The following is a 2015-nucleotide window of genomic DNA, read 5'->3' as shown; positions in this document are numbered from 1 at the left end:
TCTCCAGTAGCGCGTGTGAGACCAGTGGCAGCATTCCCGGTTCCCCGGTCGCCTCGGCGACGATGGTGGCCACCAGCGCCGGCTCGACCATCACCTGCTCCCGCGCCGCCGGTTTGACGATCACCTCGCGTAGCTCGGCCGCCGTCATCGGCGCGACCAGCACCGTTGCGGCCTGTAGTGCCGCCGCCAGCTCCCGGTGCCCGGCACAATGCCCGAAGAAGTCGGCCCGCAGCCCCAGCACCACTCGCACCTGGCTGCCGGGTTCGCGTGCCGCCAGCAGCTCTCCGATGAACGCGGCCCGCTCGTCCGGATCGGTGCACAGCGTGAACACCTCCTCGAACTGATCCACCACCAGCAGCCCGCCCTCCGGCGCCGCGTTCCCCTGGCGCGCCCACACCGACAGGCGCGTCTGGTGCTTCCCTGGCCTGGGCGGCGGGCAGGCGGTCGTGCTCGCCAGCGCCGAGGCCAGTGCGGTCAGCGGAGCAGCCCCGGGCGTCAAGCGCACCACCGTGAGCGGCCCCAGCACCCCCGGCAGCCCGTCCCGGTGTACCGCGGGAATCACTCCCGCGCGCAGCAGCGACGATTTGCCCGAGCCCGACGGCCCTACGACAGCCACCACGCAGTGTTCGCTCAGTTGCCCCACTATGTCGGCGACCGGTTCCTTGCGGCCGTAGAACCGGTCGGCGTCGTGCTCGTCGTAGGCGGCCAGCCCCAGATACGGCGCCCCACCGCCGCCTGGCCCGTTCTCGGTGTTGCCTTTCTCGCAGGCGGTGGCCGTGTCGGCGGCGTGCCATCGCCGTTCCCATTCGCTGCGGTCGCCGCCACACGCTTGGACAAACGCCAGCGCCACTTTTAATGTCGGCAGTTGATCGCCGCGGGCGGCGACCGTTAACGCCGTAGCCGACAAGCCACTACGCCGCGCCAGCTCACGATACGTCGGCCTGCCCGCGGCATTGCGCAGCTCCCGCAGCGCGGCAGCGAATTGCGCGACCGGACCCGCGGCCGGATCCAACGGCTTCTCTGGACGTCCCATGCCGCACATTCGACACGCATAACCTTTATCGCGCAACCCGTAGAACGTGCCACAGAGCAAAGAACGTGCCGGGATTCAAGGAACGTGCCACAATCGGGTGTCCGCCCAGGTGAGAACCTCAAGGCGCCCCCCAGTGCGGACCCTAATGCGCGCCTTCACCGCAGACGGCATTTTTGATCACCTGGCCTGCGGATGCCGAACTCGCGTTGAACAGTGCGAACAGGGCTTGTGTTCAATGTGAAGGCTGGGCAGCGTGGCGATCGGTAGCCCATTGGCCGCACGCCGACAGAGCTCCGAATGGCTGGCCGTGGATGGCAGGTTCGGCATCTATGGGCTTCAGCGGATGACATAGGAAAAGGCTGGTCAATACCCTCGGTTGCCGGGGCGCCGAGGGAACCGGAAGCTCGACTGAAAAGAAGGAACGCGATGTCCGCCATCGGCATGATGCGCGGAGCGCACGCACCGGCCAGGCCTGATCGCTACATCATGCGTTTCCGGGACGTCCCGGTCGCTGTAGAAGCGGCGCAGGCGAGTCAACCGTACAGATCTGTGTGCCCGCGAGACGAAATTTCGCCGGCTCGCGGTTCGAGGAGCGGCGAGAGGAGATGGCCGAATGAAAGACAAAGGGCTCTGGTCGTGGGCGGTCAAACCGCGCAACGCCTGGCGGAAAATCCAGAGCCGGCTACGGAACGCAGCGCGAGGCATGCGGCCCGGCAACGAAGAGGCTGGAGGGGAACAGATCCAGACACCGAACTGATCGCGTGACCCAAAGCATCGAATGGCCTTGGCCACTTGGCTCTCGAGGACGAACTGAGCAGCCCCAGAAACCAAACCGGCTACACACCCTGCCCAATCCCCTTCCTGTTCTCGGAGGTTGATCGACCGGTGCTTCCCGTATCCCCGCTCGCCCTCACACTGGCGGCCTTCGCAGCACTCAGCCTGACCCTCGCCACCCCCGCCGGAGGCGAGGTCGACCGTACAG

At 66.9% G+C, this 2015-nt stretch carries 1 protein-coding gene; it reads right to left on the bottom strand.

Going from position 1 to position 2015, the window contains the following annotated elements; genetic code table 11:
* Positions 1-1033: nSTAND1 domain-containing NTPase (locus E1298_RS46445; RefSeq protein ID WP_165975994.1), on the bottom strand; the 1033-nt coding region annotated here is incomplete at its 3' end.
* Between the last annotated feature and the right edge of the window lie 982 nt (positions 1034-2015).

Origin of the sequence: Actinomadura rubrisoli, from assembly GCF_004349215.1 — a bacterium.
Taxonomy (GTDB): Bacteria; Actinomycetota; Actinomycetes; order Streptosporangiales; family Streptosporangiaceae; genus Spirillospora; species Spirillospora rubrisoli.
The sequence above is the reverse complement of the archived record's forward strand: the minus strand, read 5'-3'. Positions and strand labels throughout refer to the sequence as shown.